Genomic DNA, 14,204 nt, shown 5'->3' on the forward strand with positions numbered 1-14,204 from the left:
TGCCGAAGCAGACTTCTGCTACCAGGGGTATGGAAGCGGCGCAGGAAGACTACCTTTTCTTGCCCCCTAACAACGACCCCATCAAACCGCGCACCAACTGCCGCCCCAACTGGTTGGCCGCCTGGCGCACTGCCGACTTGATCGCCTGCCCCGCTGCACTCTGCAAGAACTCACCCGCCTTGTCGGCAAAACTCTCTTCATCCGCCTTCGGTTGTGGCGCCGGCTCCACCGGCTCGCCCTTACGCTGGCTCAGCATTTCATAGGCAGATTCACGGTCCACCGGTTTGTCATAGCGCCCCGACAATGGCGAAGCCGCAATCAGCGCAATACGCTCAGCCGCACTCAGTGGCCCGATACGCGACTGCGGCGGTGCAACCAGCACCCTCTGCACCATGGCCGGCGTGCCCTTCTCTTGCAACGTACCCACCAGCGCTTCGCCAATACCCAGTTCGGTCAGCACCGCCAGGGTGTCGAACGTCGGGTTGGGGCGGAAACCATCGGCTACCGCCCGCAGCGACTTCTGCTCCTTGGCCGTGAACGCCCGCAAGCCGTGCTGAATGCGCAAGCCCAACTGGGCCAGCACCGCGTCGGGCAAGTCACCCGGCGACTGGGTAACGAAATAGACCCCCACCCCCTTGGAGCGGATCAGCCGGACCACTTGCTCAAGACGGTCCTGCAACGCCTTGGGCGTGCCGTTGAACAGCAGGTGTGCTTCATCGAAGAACAGCGCCAGCACCGGCTTGTCGGCATCACCGCGCTCGGGCAACTGCTCGAACAATTCGGCCAGCAGCCACAACAGGAACGTCGCGTACACCTTGGGTGCCTCGTGCACCAATCGGCTGGCATCGAGCAGGTGGATACGTCCACGTCCATCCGGATCAGGGCGCAGCAGGTCCTCCAGTTGCAATGCCGGCTCGCCGAACAGTGCCTCGGCGCCCTGCTGCTCCAAGGTAGCGAGCCGGCGCAACAAAGCCTGGGTGGAGGCCGTGGTCATCAGCGCGCTGTCTTCGCCGAGCAGCTGTGGGTTGTCCTTCAGATGCGCCAGCAGGGCCTTGAGGTCTTTGAGGTCCAGCAGCAGCAGGCCTTCGCGGTCGGCCACCTTGAATGCTGCATAAAGCGCCGCCTGCTGGCTGTCGGTCAGTTCCAGCAAGTTGCCCAGCAACAACGGCCCCATTTCACTGAGGGTGGTGCGCAGCGGGTGGCCAGACTGCCCGGCGATATCCCACAAGCTCACCGGGTAAGCCCTGGGCGTATGCCCCAGCCACGGCATGCCGGCGATGCGTTCAGCCACCTTGCCTTGTGGCGCACCGGCAGCACCCAGGCCACAAAGGTCGCCTTTGACATCCGCGGCGAACACCGCCACCCCTGCGTCGCTGAACACCTCCGCCAGGCGCTGCAGGGTGACGGTCTTGCCAGTACCGGTTGCGCCAGCCACCAGACCGTGGCGGTTGGCCAGGCGCATTGCTTGCCCGACTGGCAGGCCATCCGGGCCCGCGCCTACAACGATGGTCGAAAATTCCGACATCTCTTTAATCCTCTGCTCAAGCTTTAGCTTAATTCGGCCGATACCTGTGGGTGTTATTCGCCTTAATAGAGAGGAACAGCCGAAAAGGGACTTTTCGGGATGTTGCACAACCTACGGCTCCACTCGTGCGAACGCCTGATATAAAACCTTAGCGGAACCGATTACGCCATGAACAAAAGCCTTCGTTTCAGCCACAAGATTCTTTTGGCGGCATCACTGATCGTGATACTCGCCTTCAGCCTTTTCACCCTCTACAACGATTACCTCCAGCGTAATGCGATCCGCGAGGACCTGGAAAACTATCTGGCTGAAATGGGCGCCTCCACGTCGACCAACATTCGCAACCTGTTCGAGGGCCGGATAAAACTGGTGGAGAACCTGGCGCAGAACATTGCCCAGGACCCGGCCAACGCCGAAACCCTGATGGGTCAGAATGCGCTGATATCCAGCTTCCTCACGGTCTACCTGGGCAAAGTCGACGGCGGTTTCAGCGTGCGCCCGGACGCGAAGATGCCCGACGGCTACGACCCGCGCACCCGCCCTTGGTACAAGGACGGCATGAACGCCAGCGGCGCGACGCTGACCGAACCCTACATCGACATGACCACCAACAAGATGGTCATCGGCATCCTCAGCAAGGTCTCCAACAGCGTTGGCGTGGTCGGCGGCGACCTGGCCCTGGACGGTCTGGTGCAGATCATCAACTCGCTGAACTTCGGCGGCATGGGATACGCCTTCCTGGTCAACGACCAGGGCAAGATCCTGGTGCACCCGGATAAGGATCTGGTCATGAAGTCGCTGTCGGACCTGTTCCCGCAGCACACGCCGAAACTGACCGGCGAGCTGACCGAAGTGCAAAGCGATGGCCAGACCCGCCTGCTGACCTTCAGCCCGATTACCGGCCTGCCGTCGGCGAACTGGTACATCGGCCTGTCGGTGGACAAGGACAAGGCCTTCTCGATGCTCAGCACCTTCCGCACCTCTGCGGTGATCGCCACGGTAGTGGCAGTGGTGATCATCATCGGCCTGCTCGGCCTGCTGATCCGCGTGTTGATGCAACCGCTGCACACCATGACCCGCGCCATGGAAGACATCGCCGAAGGTGAGGGCGACCTGACCAAGCGCCTACACATCCACAGCCACGACGAATTCGGTGTCCTCGGCAACGCCTTCAACCGCTTCGTCGAGCGCATTCACAGCAGCATTCGCGAAGTGTCCTCGGCCACCGAGCAGGTCAACGAAGTAGCCCTGCGGGTGATCAGCGCTTCGAACTCGTCGATGACCAACTCCGACGAGCAGTCCAACCGCACCAACAGTGTCGCCGCCGCCATCAATGAGTTGGGCGCTGCGGCTCAGGAAATCGCCGGCAACGCCGCCCAGGCTTCGCAGCACGCAAGCTCCGCGCGCCTGCTGGCCGAAGAAGGCCAGCAAGTGGTCGAGCGCAACATTGCCGCGATGAACCGCCTGTCCGACCTGATCGTCACCTCCAGCGCGCACATCGAAACACTGAACAGCAAGACCGTGAATATCGGCCAGATCCTGGAAGTGATCACCAGCATTTCCCAGCAGACCAACCTGCTGGCGCTGAACGCCGCCATCGAAGCGGCCCGCGCCGGTGAGGCCGGGCGTGGCTTTGCCGTGGTCGCCGATGAGGTGCGCAATCTGGCGCACCGCACCCAGGAGTCGGCGCAGCAAGTGCAGACCATGATCGAAGAGCTGCAAGTCGGTGCCCGCGAGTCGGTCGACACCATGGAGCAGAGCCAGCGCCACAGCCAGGACAGCATGCAGATCGCCAACCAGGCGGGTGAGCGACTGGACAGCGTTACCGTGCGCATCGGCGAGATCGACGGCATGAACCAGTCGGTGGCCACTGCCACCGAAGAGCAGACCGCCGTGGTCGAGGCGATCAACATGGACATCAACGAGATCAACATGCTCAACCAGGAAGGCGTGGAGAACCTGCAAGCGACCCTGCGCGCCTGCTCCGACCTCGAGCAGCAGGCTGGCCGCCTGAAGCACCTGGTGGGCAGCTTCCGTATCTGATAGAGGCTACACATTCGCCTGGCGCAGCCTCTGCGCTGCGCCAGGCATTACGCACTCCCCTCCTCTCAAACCGATCGAACAAACTATCCTTCTGATAGGTCCACCTTTAGGCATTTCATCGCCGGCAATTCAACGCCAGATGACAGACCCGAAGACGATCCCGGAGGGATGCTGATCGTGCACATCGCCGACATCACCATGTTCTACGCCCCGGCCAGCGGTGGCGTACGTACCTATCTTGATGCCAAACATCACCGTCTCGACGCCATTCACGGCGTACGCCACAGCCTGTTGATTCCCGGTGCCAGCGCCCAACACGGCGATGGCATCTATCAGGTACCTGCGCCGCCCTTGCCGTTTGGCAAGGGCTACCGGTTTCCGGTACGCCTGGCCCCCTGGTGCAATACACTGCGCACGCTCAAACCCGACCTGATCGAAGTTGGCGACCCCTACCTGACCGCCTGGGCGGCGCTGGAAGCGCGGCGCCAGCTCGACGTGCCCGTGATCGGTTTCTACCATTCCGACCTGCCGTTACTGGTCAGCAACCGCATGGGCAACTGGTTCGCACCCAATGTCGAGGCCTACGTCAGCAAGCTCTACGGCAATTTTGATCGGGTACTGGCCCCCAGCCAGGTGATGGCCGACAAATTACGCCGCTTGGGCGTGCGCGATGTCCATGTGCAGCCGCTGGGCGTTGACCTTGCCACTTTCCACCCCTCCCGGCGCGACCCACATGTACGTGCCGAATTGGGCATTGCCGACACCAGCCGCCTGTTGATCTTTGCCGGCCGCGGCTCGCGGGAAAAGAACCTGCCGGTGCTGCTTGACTGCATGCAGCAACTTGGCGACCCCTACCACCTGTTACTGGTGGGCTCGAACATGCCGGCCAGCGTGCCGCACAACGTCAGCGTCATCGATCACTTCTGCCCGGCTGCAGAGGTGGCCCGGCTGATCGCCAGCGCCGACTTGTTGGTGCATGCTGGCGACCAGGAAACATTCGGCCTGGTCATTCTCGAAGCCATGGCCAGCGCCACACCCGTGGTGGCCGCGCGCGCCGGTGCGTTCCCTGAAATCATCAACGAACAGTGTGGCCGCCTGTGCACGCCCAACGATGGTCGGGCCATGGCATCCGCCGTGCGCGAGGCATTCGAGGCAGGTATCCGCGAGCTCGGCGTGCAGGCCCGCCACCATGTAGAGCAACATTATTCATGGGATAACGTGGTAGCTGGCCTGCTCCAGCACTACCAGGCCGTGCTCGGCCACCAGCCGCAGGTGCGCGCCCATGCTTGAGCCTTCTGCCAGCCAACGCAGCCTCATGCTGGTGTTGCATGATGTTGCCCCGGAAACCTGGCCGGACTATGAACCGTTCGTAGGGGCCGTGGACGCGCTGGGCCACGTGCCAATGACATGGCTGGTGGTCCCGGACTTCCATCGACGCAATCCGCTGCACCAGGCACCTTCGTTCTGCCGTCTGCTGGACGAACGCCTTGCCAAAGGCGACGAGCTGGCGCTTCACGGCTATGCCCATGCTGACGAAGGCCCCGTACCACGCAGCCCCATCGACTACTTCATGCGGCGCATTTATACCCATGAAGGCGAGTTCTACAGCCTTGATGAGAACGAAGCGCTTACCCGGCTACAGGAAGGCCTGGCACTGTTCGAGGACCGAGGGTGGCCTGTGGCAGGGTTTGTCGCACCGGCCTGGCTCATGAGCCAGGGCACGCGGCAAGCGCTGTGCCGCCTGCCACTGAAATACACCAGTACACCTCAGCATCTGTACCGCTTGCCAGACTTTACGGCTATTGATGCGCCAGGCCTGGTCTGGAGCGCGCGCTGCGCATGGCGTCGCAAACTGTCCCGCACGCTGTGCGACTGGCAATGCCAGCGCTGGCGGGGCGCGAGCACGTTGCGCTTGGGGCTGCACCCTGTAGACATGCGCCATCGCTCATCCCGTGACTATTGGTTGCGCACGCTGGAGAGACTGTTGAAGGATGGCCGCGAACCGCTGACCAAATCTGCCTGGCTGGAGCGCCAGGGGGCAGCATGAAGCGCTGGGCCTGGCTGGCGCTGGCATTGCTGGGTGCAGCGCTGGTGCCAGCGTTGCTGGGTGGTAGCGAGCTGCTGCCGAGGCTGAGCCGGTTCGACCCGCACCTGCTGCTCATGCTACTAGGCATGATTCTGTTGTGCTGGGTCATCAATGCGCTGCGCCTGCGCCTGTTGCTGGGTGAGCAGGCAAAACAGTTGAGCCATGCTCGCAGCCTGGGCGTGGTCATGGCCACCGAGTTTGCCATCTGCACCACCCCTGGCGGCAGTGGTGGGCCGCTGACCCTGATGGCCCTGCTGGCGCGAGACCGCATCCGCCCGGCACGCAGCGGCGCCGTTTTTGCCATGGACCAGTTGAACGACCTGGTGTTCTTCTTTTGCGCAATGCTGGCGATTGCCGGCTACGCACTGTTCCACAGCCTGGGCCGCAGCCAGGAAAGCATGTTGCTTGGCAGTGCGTTACTGCTGTGCTCAGCGTTGGCCGGGGTGATCGGGCTGTTGCGCTACCGGCGCCCGATAATGCGCATGAACGGCAGGCTGTTGCAGCGCATGGGGATGGGCCAGCCGCGCAAACGTCGCTGGGCGCGCAAACTGCTGCACTTCGTTGCAGCACTGGCGCAGACCTGGCGCCTGCCCAAGCGCAGGCTGAGCCTGGTGTTCACCCTGACCTGCATCCACTGGGGACTGCGCTACAGCGTCTTGTACCTGGTGCTGCGGGGCTTGGGGGTAGACCTGCAGTGGATTCCCAGCTTCCTGGTGCAGATGCTGTCGCTCAGCGCCGGCCAATTCAGTCTGCTGCCTGGCGGCGCCGGGGCCGCCGAACTGACGTCGGCCAGCCTGTTGACACCCTTGGTGGGCAGCTCGACCGCAGCTGCGGCAATCCTGATATGGCGGGCGGTTACGTATTACTTTTATCTGCTGGCTGGGGGGCCGGTGTTTGTGTGCCTGCTGGGACGTCCGTTGCTGGAGCGCTGGCGGCGTCAGGCGGGTTGAGCTGTTGCCAGAGTTCGGCGGCGCCGGGGAAGTCGGTGCCATCCGTGTCATCCAGGGCTTCAGGGTCGTAGCGGGCCAGGCAGCCTTCGCCAACGGTCGGTGGAGGTGAGGCGACGGGGTTGTTGCGTTGCTTGGTCATTGCCGTTTCACCCAGGAGTGCCGGGGCGCTCTGCGCCCCTGTCGTGACAGGGCTGCGCAGCAGCCCGGAATCTCACAGCAAGCCGCACGGTGTCAGTCGAACACCACAGTCTTGTTACCATGCACCAGCACGCGGTCCTCCAGGTGATAACGCAGGCCACGGGCCAGCACCATCTTCTCCACATCACGGCCGAAGCGGACCATGTCCTCGATGCTGTCGGCATGGCTGACACGCACCACATCCTGCTCGATGATCGGGCCGGCATCCAGCTCTTCGGTGACGTAGTGGCACGTCGCGCCGATCAGCTTCACCCCACGCAGGGCGGCCTGGTGGTAAGGCTTGGCGCCGACGAACGACGGCAGGAAGCTGTGATGGATGTTGATCACCTTCTCGGCATAGTCCCGGCACAGTTGTGGCGGCAGGATCTGCATGTAGCGGGCCAGCACCACGACGTCGGCCGCATGCTCCTGCACCAGGCGCGACACCTCGGCAAAGGCCGGGGCCTTGTCTTTGGGGTCGACCGGTACATGGAAGAACGGAATACCGTGCCACTCGACCATGCTGCGCAGGTCGTTGTGGTTGGAAATCACGCAAGGGATCTCGCAGTCCAGCTCATCGGTGTGCCAGCGGTGCAGCAAGTCTGCCAGGCAGTGCGACTCACGGCTGGCCATCAATACCACGCGTTTTTTCTGAGCCGAGTCGGTAATGCGCCAGGTCATGGAGAACTCTTCGGCGATCGGCGCAAACGCCTCACGGAAGGCTTCGATACCGAACGGCAGCGATTCAGCGCGGATTTCATGACGCATGAAGAACCAACCGCTCTGCTCATCGGAGTGGTGGCTGGCTTCGTTGATCCAGCCATTGTACAAGGCCAGGAAATTACTGACTTTCGCCACGATGCCTACACGGTCGGGGCAGGCGATCACCAGACGATAGGTGCGCATGAATGAGACTCCAGAACTTCGCAAAGGCGCCTATTCTAGCGGTCCGCCAGAAAAAACGCAGTATTGATCGTTACCGCGATGGCATATGCAAGCCCGAAAACGCCACACGGGCGCTGCCTGACAGACAAGAGGAAACGCACGGGGCATATGTAAAATTTTGTTCACGTAGAGAAATGCTGTCACAGCTTAATTAACAGTTAATGGCCCAATCTTATGTTTACTTGCGAGTATGGGCTGTCTATTATTGCCCCACACATTTCTGAACACGCATTAAGGAACACTCCATGTCCCTGATCAACGAGTACCGCGCCACCGAAGAAGCCATCAAGGAACTTCAGGCCCGCCTGGCCAATCTGTCGCAGGATGACAAGCTGAAGAAAGAACTGGAGTTCGAAGGCAAACTGCGCACACTGATGGGCGAGTACTCCAAGTCGCTGCGCGACGTGATTGCCCTGCTCGATCCAGAGTCGAAACTGAGCAAGGCACCTCGTGGTTCGGTCAAGACTACCGCCACCAAGCGCGCACGCAAGGTCAAGCAATACAAGAACCCGCACAACGGTGAAGTGATCGAAACCAAAGGCGGCAACCACAAGACCCTGAAAGAGTGGAAAGCCACTTGGGGCGGCGACGTGGTTGAAAGCTGGGCAACCCTGCTGGACTGATTATCCGCATACGCCCTCTTGCTTCGCACAACAAAAACGCCGGCACATTGCCGGCGTTTTTGTTTATCTGCCATCAGCCGATTGAATAGCGTTCCTGCAATTGTCGAGCATGCAGTTGCCAGGCCTCCAACACGCGCCTGCCTGCCTCGTCGGCCCCCTCCCAGGCTTGCTGGCGCGCCTTTTCGAAGTCGCCCAAGGTATTCGGCGCCCCCCACTGCGGGTCGCTCAGGCGCTGTTGGCAGAAGCCATACCAACGTTGCCGCTCTTCGCCGGTCAAGGTTTCAGGGAAGTTACGTGCCCGGTAGCGGAACAACAGCTCCGGCAAACGCGGATCATCGAACATCCATTGGCCATGGCTCAACTGCGCCGGTTCCAGCGCACGAACTTGCTCGCATAAGCGCCGGTCGCGGTCACCTATAAAACCATCATACAACTGCTGTTCCGGGTCCTCACTCGGGGCAAACTCGTCCTTGCCATAGATGTGCTCCAGCTTTTCTTGCCATTGCGCCTGTTGATTGGCCAGTTGTTCACCGCGCGATTGTAACAACGTCAAGTCCAGGCCCAATCGTTGCTGATCGACCGGGCGTAATACCGACAGCGGCGCCACTACCGGGCAGCGATTGATCTGCACCAATTTGAGCGGTACCGGTAATTCACCTTCGGCCAATTCATCATGCCGGGTGTACAAGCGCTGACGTAAAACTTCAGCACTTTCCCGCAGTAACGGTAGGGTTTCCTGATGCAGGTCGCAGACAATCAGTGCATTGCGATTACGCGGGTGCCAGGCCAGTGGCAATACGACCCCCAGGTAATTGCGCGCCGCCGAAAAACGCCCGGATATATGCACCAGTGGCTGCAACAGACGGACCTGCTCCATCACTTTATGCTTGCTGCGCAGCTGAAACAGCCAGTCATACAACTTGGGTTGTTTCTGCCGAATCAGGCGAGCCAAGGCAATGGTTGCCCGCACGTCGGAAAGCGCTTCGTGGGCATGACCGTGGTCAATGCCATTGGCCTTGCTCAGCAGTTCCAGACGCAGGCTGGTGCGCCCGTCCTGTTGCGGCCATTCAATGCCTTCCGGGCGCAAGGCATAGGCGGTACGCACAATGTCGATCAGGTCCCAGCGGCTATTGCCTCCCTGCCATTCACGGGCATAGGGGTCGAAAAAGTTGCGGTAAAGGCTGTAGCGGGTCACTTCATCGTCGAAGCGCAGGGTGTTGTAGCCGGCACCACAGGTGCCCGGTTGCGCCAGCTGGGCATGCACGCGAGTCATGAACTCGGCTTCGCACAGGCCCTGCTCCGCCAGCAGTTGCGGCGTAATGCCTGTCACTAGGCAGGCCGCCGGGTGCGGCAGGATGTCGTCCGACGGTCGGCAATAAAGGCTGATTGGCTCGTCGATTTCGTTAAGGTCGAAGTCAGTGCGCAGGCCGGCCACCTGCAGCGGCCGATCGCAGCGCGGGTTGATGCCGGTGGTTTCATAGTCGTGCCAGAAAATGCTGGAGGTCACGGGGTCGTCCTGTATCAAGGTCGACCCGATTCTAGCGCGATTCTGAAAAATGAACGTTCAGACGGGAGCGTTGGCGGGGCGGAAACTGAAATAGTCGCGCAACGAACGTACGAAATCATCGTACTCGCGCGGAGACTGCAGCAGCATGAAGCCCGAATCGTAGTGCCCAGGCGTCTGGTCCTCGCGGCACCACAGGCAACTGGCAGTGAGGTTGACGAACTGGTGCCCGCCGCCAGGCAGGGGCATACGCAGTTGCAGTTCGTAATCGGGCCCGACCAACACGGGCAGCTGGCTGATGACCATCAACCCATTTTCCGAGGCATTGCCTAGCTGGCCGATCTCCTGACCGGTAAAGCGGTTGAACACCTTGAGGACACAAGGTAGTTGATGACGTTCGATGTGGCGCTTGTTGAACATGATCGCGAGTGTATTCCGTACCTGATGCCAGGAATACAAGGTACTGGCGGTTGTTGTAACAGCTGAGTTACAGATTAGCGCAGCACGCGCAGCAAATCCCGTGAAATAAACCACACCTTTGTGTTAGCGCCAAGGTACGGTCGTCACCGGGTTGGCCACGGCCGTTTCTGCACCGCGCAAATGGCCGAGTTTTTCCAAGGTCTGCAGGCGCGCCCGGGCGCGATAGGCATATTCGTTGCCCGGGTACTGCTGGATCAGGTACTGATAGGTCTGCGCCGCGTCCACGTACAACGCCTGGCGCTCCAGGCACTGGCCGCGCAGCAGTGACACTTCGGGGTGGATGAACGGCCGGGCACGGCTGGTGCGATCAACCTGCGACAGTTCGAGCATGACCCGTGCGCAATCGCCGCGGTCGTAGGCGCGGTAGGCATTGTTCAGGTGGTGGTCCATGGACCAGCGGGTACAGCCGACGGCGCTGGCGGCCAAGGCTAAAACGATCAGGGCTCGCATGGGGATCTCCTTTGATGCCAGTGTATCGGCGTTTGCCTGCAAATCTTCACACCCTTTTGCAAGGATACCCTGCCCCGTTCAAATGCCACCCTGCCTTGGTTGCAGGTAGTGCAACGGAACAATGACTACAGCGAGATTCAGGAGTAGCCTTTCGCTGCGCTTCACTATAGGAGTCTGTGCATGAGCATCCGCCGCACCAAAATCGTCGCCACCCTTGGCCCCGCCAGCAACTCGCCGGAAGTGATCGAACAACTGATCCTCGCCGGCCTGGACGTGGCACGTCTGAACTTCTCCCACGGCACACCGGACGAGCACAAGGCCCGCGCGCGCCTGATCCGTGACATCGCCGCCAAGAACGGCCGCCATGTTGCACTGCTGGGCGACCTGCAGGGTCCGAAGATCCGCATCGCCAAGTTCGCCAACAAGCGCATCGAACTGAAGATCGGTGACAAGTTCACCTTCTCCACCGCCCACCCGCTGACCGAAGGCAACCAGGACATCGTCGGTATCGACTACCCCGACCTGGTCAAGGACTGCGGCGTTGGTGACGAACTGCTGCTCGACGATGGCCGCGTGGTCATGCGCGTCGAAACCGCCACTGCAGATGCCCTGCACTGCGTGGTGATCATCGGTGGCCCACTGTCGGACCACAAAGGCATCAACCGTAAAGGTGGCGGCCTGACCGCACCGGCCCTGACCGAAAAAGACAAGGCCGACATCAAACTGGCTGCGGAAATGGACCTGGACTACCTGGCCGTATCCTTCCCGCGTGACGCCAGCGACATGGAATACGCGCGCAAGCTGCGTGACGAAGCCGGCGGCAGCGCCTGGCTGGTGGCCAAGATCGAACGCGCCGAAGCGGTGGCCGATGACGAGACCCTCGACAAGCTGATCGCCGCCTCCGACGCTGTGATGGTTGCCCGTGGTGACCTGGGCGTGGAAATCGGCGACGCCGAGCTGATCGCTATCCAGAAGAAGATCATCCAGCACGCCCGCCGCAACAACAAGGCCGTGATCGTGGCGACCCAGATGATGGAGTCGATGATCCAGAACCCGATGCCGACCCGCGCGGAAGTGTCCGACGTGGCCAACGCCGTGCTGGACAACACCGATGCGGTAATGCTGTCGGCCGAAAGCGCCGCCGGTTCCTACCCGATCGAAGCTGTCCAGGCCATGGCACGCATCTGCCTGGGTGCCGAAAAGCACCCGACCAGCCAGAAGTCCAGCCATCGCCTGCACACCACCTTCCAGCGCTGCGACGAAAGCATCGCCTTGGCGGCCATGTACACTGCCAACCACTTCCCGGGCGTAAAGGCGATCATCGCCCTGACCGAAAGCGGCTACACCCCGCTGATCATGTCGCGCCTGCGTTCGCATGTACCGATCTTCGCCCTGTCGCCGCACCGCGCCACCCAGGCGCGCGCCTCGATGTTCCGTGGCGTGTACCCGATTGCCTTCGACCCGGCCGCGCTGCCGGCCGACAAGGTGAGCCAGGCGGCGGTCGACGAGCTGCTCAAACGTGGCCTGGTGGAGCAAGGTGACTGGGTGATCCTGACCAAGGGTGACAGCTACCACACTATCGGTGGCACCAACGGCATGAAGATCCTGCACGTGGGTGATCCGCTGGTCGGTTGATCCACGCTCTTCGCAGCACAAGGCTCAAGCGCAGCCTTGTGCTGCGAAGAGGCCCCGACAGCAATAAAAAAAAGCCCCGGTTCTCGCGAACCGGGGCTTTTTGATGGTGCAGGGGGTAAGGCTGGCTTACATCATGCCGCCCATGCCACCCATGCCGCCCATGTCAGGCATGCCAGCAGCTGGCTTGTCTTCCGGCAGGTCGGCAACCATGGCTTCGGTGGTGATCATCAGACCGCCGATCGAAGCAGCAGCTTGCAGCGCCGAGCGAGTGACCTTGGCTGGGTCCAGGATACCCATCTCGATCATGTCGCCGTATTCACCGGTAGCGGCGTTGTAGCCGAAGTTGCCCGAACCTTGCTTGACCTTGTCAGCAACCACGCTTGGCTCATCACCGGCGTTGGCAGTGATCTGGCGCAGCGGGGATTCAACAGCGCGACGCAGCAGCGCGATACCGACGTTCTGGTCTTCGTTGTCGCCTTTCAGGTCGATGATGGCTGCCAGGGCGCGAACCAGGGCAACACCACCGCCAGGCACCACGCCTTCTTCAACGGCTGCACGGGTAGCGTGCAGGGCGTCTTCAACGCGGGCTTTCTTCTCTTTCATTTCAACTTCGGTGCCGGCACCGACCTTGATCACGGCAACACCGCCAGCCAGCTTGGCCAGACGCTCTTGCAGCTTCTCACGGTCGTAGTCCGAGGAGGTTTCTTCGATCTGGGCACGGATCTGCTTGACGCGTGCTTCGATCTCGGTGTCAGCGCCAGCACCGTCGATGATGGTGGTGTTTTCCTTGGACAGGATGACGCGCTTGGCGTTACCCAGGTGCTCCAGGGTAGCGGTTTCCAGGGACAGGCCGATTTCTTCGGAGATGACCTGGCCGCCAGTCAGGACAGCGATGTCCTGCAGCATGGCCTTGCGGCGATCGCCGAAGCCCGGAGCCTTGACTGCAGCAACCTTGACGATGCCGCGCATGTTGTTGACTACCAGGGTAGCCAGCGCTTCACCTTCAACGTCTTCGGCAACGATCAGCAGTGGGCGGCCGGCCTTGGCAACGGCTTCCAGAACTGGCAGCAGCTCACGGATGTTGGAGATTTTCTTGTCGACCAGCAGCAGCAGCGGGCCTTCCAGCTCGGCAACCATGGTGTCCGGCTTGTTGACGAAGTACGGCGACAGGTAGCCGCGGTCGAACTGCATGCCTTCTACGACGGACAGTTCGTTTTCCAGGCCCGAGCCTTCTTCAACAGTGATCACGCCTTCTTTACCGACTTTTTCCATGGCTTCGGCGATGATTTCACCGATGGAGTTGTCGGAGTTGGCAGAGATGGTACCTACCTGGGCGATGGCCTTGGAGTCGGCGCATGGCTTGGACAGGTTCTTCAGCTCGGCAACGACGGCAGCAGTGGCCTTGTCGATACCGCGCTTCAGGTCCATCGGGTTCATGCCGGCAGCGACGGCTTTCAGGCCTTCGTTGACGATGGCCTGAGCCAGAACGGTAGCGGTGGTGGTGCCGTCACCGGCAGCGTCGTTGGCCTTGGAAGCAACTTCCTTGACCAGCTGGGCGCCCATGTTTTCGAAAGCGTCTTTCAGCTCGATTTCTTTGGCGACGGAAACGCCGTCCTTGGTGATGGTCGGCGCGCCGAAGCTCTTGGCCAGTACCACGTTACGGCCTTTCGGGCCCAGGGTCGCTTTTACCGCGTCAGCCAGAACGTTGACACCAACCAGCATTTTCTTACGAGCGGAATCACCAAATTTTACGTCTTTAGCAGCCATGATCGTTTAATCCTTGAAA

General features: G+C 61.2%; 11 protein-coding genes and 2 pseudogenes. 7 read left to right on the top strand and 6 right to left on the bottom strand.

Going from position 1 to position 14,204, the window contains the following annotated elements; genetic code table 11:
* Positions 1-49 precede the first annotated feature (49 nt).
* Positions 50-1,525: a helicase HerA-like domain-containing protein gene (locus PRJ_RS22555; protein ID WP_104962501.1), complete on the bottom strand. Its 1,476-nt coding sequence runs from the start codon at positions 1,523-1,525 to the stop codon at positions 50-52.
* Positions 1,526-1,693: 168 nt separating this feature from the next.
* Here PRJ_RS22555 and PRJ_RS30755 point away from each other — a divergent pair.
* The 5 genes and pseudogenes from PRJ_RS30755 to PRJ_RS22575 all read left to right on the top strand — a co-directional run.
* Positions 1,694-2,710 (top strand): annotated as a pseudogene (locus PRJ_RS30755) (cache domain-containing protein); the annotation flags it as partial.
* Between the two features lie 261 nt (positions 2,711-2,971).
* Positions 2,972-3,568, top strand: a pseudogene (locus PRJ_RS30760) (methyl-accepting chemotaxis protein); the annotation flags it as partial.
* Between the two features lie 168 nt (positions 3,569-3,736).
* A complete protein-coding gene (locus PRJ_RS22565) occupies positions 3,737-4,858 on the top strand; it encodes a glycosyltransferase family 1 protein (RefSeq protein ID WP_104962503.1) in 1,122 nt (373 codons plus the stop codon).
* Positions 4,851-5,615 (top strand): DUF2334 domain-containing protein, encoded by a 765-nt coding sequence (locus PRJ_RS22570; RefSeq protein ID WP_104962504.1) that lies wholly within the window; start codon positions 4,851-4,853, stop codon positions 5,613-5,615. The genes PRJ_RS22565 and PRJ_RS22570 overlap by 8 nt, the downstream gene beginning before the upstream one ends.
* Positions 5,612-6,604: a lysylphosphatidylglycerol synthase transmembrane domain-containing protein gene (locus PRJ_RS22575; protein ID WP_104887091.1), complete on the top strand. Its 993-nt coding sequence runs from the start codon at positions 5,612-5,614 to the stop codon at positions 6,602-6,604. The genes PRJ_RS22570 and PRJ_RS22575 overlap by 4 nt, the downstream gene beginning before the upstream one ends.
* 231 nt (positions 6,605-6,835) lie before the next feature.
* On the opposite strand, the gene purU is transcribed toward PRJ_RS22575, so the two are convergent.
* Complete coding sequence (gene purU, locus PRJ_RS22585; protein ID WP_003251921.1) at positions 6,836-7,687, bottom strand: formyltetrahydrofolate deformylase; 852 nt, start codon at positions 7,685-7,687, stop codon at positions 6,836-6,838.
* 284 nt (positions 7,688-7,971) lie between these two features.
* On the opposite strand from purU, the gene mvaT reads away from it, so the two are divergent.
* Positions 7,972-8,349 (top strand): histone-like nucleoid-structuring protein MvaT, encoded by a 378-nt coding sequence (mvaT, locus tag PRJ_RS22590; protein WP_003251920.1) that lies wholly within the window; start codon positions 7,972-7,974, stop codon positions 8,347-8,349.
* A gap of 73 nt (positions 8,350-8,422) precedes the next feature.
* On the opposite strand, the gene sbcB is transcribed toward mvaT, so the two are convergent.
* The 3 genes from sbcB to PRJ_RS22605 all read right to left on the bottom strand — a co-directional run bounded on the left by sbcB (position 8,423) and on the right by PRJ_RS22605 (position 10,783).
* On the bottom strand, positions 8,423-9,856 hold the full coding sequence (gene sbcB, locus PRJ_RS22595; protein WP_064491140.1) for an exodeoxyribonuclease I: 1,434 nt from the start codon (positions 9,854-9,856) through the stop codon (positions 8,423-8,425).
* Between the two features lie 57 nt (positions 9,857-9,913).
* The gene (locus tag PRJ_RS22600) at positions 9,914-10,273 is read right to left on the bottom strand and encodes a PilZ domain-containing protein (protein WP_012053641.1); all 360 of its coding nucleotides are present in this window, start codon (positions 10,271-10,273) and stop codon (positions 9,914-9,916) included.
* A 123-nt stretch (positions 10,274-10,396) separates the two neighbouring features.
* Positions 10,397-10,783, bottom strand: a complete 387-nt coding sequence (locus PRJ_RS22605) for a hypothetical protein (protein WP_003251914.1) — start codon at positions 10,781-10,783, stop codon at positions 10,397-10,399.
* 180 nt (positions 10,784-10,963) lie between these two features.
* Between PRJ_RS22605 and pyk the strand changes: the two genes are divergently transcribed.
* Positions 10,964-12,418, top strand: a complete 1,455-nt coding sequence (gene pyk / locus PRJ_RS22610; RefSeq protein ID WP_003251912.1) for a pyruvate kinase — start codon at positions 10,964-10,966, stop codon at positions 12,416-12,418.
* A gap of 126 nt (positions 12,419-12,544) precedes the next feature.
* Here the strand turns inward: pyk and groL are convergent, their stop codons facing one another.
* Positions 12,545-14,185, bottom strand: coding sequence for a chaperonin GroEL (gene groL / locus PRJ_RS22615; protein ID WP_010952474.1), 1,641 nt, complete (start codon positions 14,183-14,185; stop codon positions 12,545-12,547).
* Positions 14,186-14,204 lie beyond the last annotated feature (19 nt).

The sequence above is a fragment of the Pseudomonas sp. XWY-1 genome (assembly GCF_002953115.1).
Taxonomy (GTDB): domain Bacteria; phylum Pseudomonadota; class Gammaproteobacteria; order Pseudomonadales; family Pseudomonadaceae; genus Aquipseudomonas; species Aquipseudomonas alloputida.